Below are 402 nucleotides of genomic sequence, written 5' to 3'. Positions count from 1 at the left end.
TCAAAGTGTTGACCCTTTTGTTCACCCAAAAACTGTAATGCTTCTTCAACAGACCAAGGCTGTTTGTATGGACGAGCAGACGTTAACGCGTCGAATACATCAGCAATAGCGCAGATGCGTCCAACTAAGGGAATATGCTCTCCCTCTAAGCCATTGGGGTAACCTGTACCGTCCCATTTTTCGTGATGAGTTAAGGCAACGATACGAGCCATTTCCATGAGCTTAGAGTCTTCACTATCACCCAGAATATCTACGCCAATTTGCACATGAGTACGCATCACATTCCACTCTTCAGGGTCTAGTTTCCCCTTCTTTAGTAAAATGCCATCAGGAATGCCAATCTTGCCTATATCGTGCATGGGTGCCGCCTCTCTCAATAGATCAGCATGCTCATCCCGCATA

General features: G+C 46.0%; 1 protein-coding gene. It reads right to left on the bottom strand.

Going from position 1 to position 402, the window contains the following annotated elements:
* On the bottom strand, positions 1-402 hold a 402-nt coding region (locus tag AB4585_RS22690), incomplete at both ends, for an HD-GYP domain-containing protein (RefSeq protein WP_372171064.1).

It is taken from the genome of Vibrio sp. 10N.222.49.C9, assembly GCF_041474985.1.
GTDB classification, from domain to species: domain Bacteria; phylum Pseudomonadota; class Gammaproteobacteria; order Enterobacterales; family Vibrionaceae; genus Vibrio; species Vibrio crassostreae_C.
Note: the sequence above shows the minus strand (reverse complement) of the source record. Positions and strands in the feature narration are given on the sequence as shown.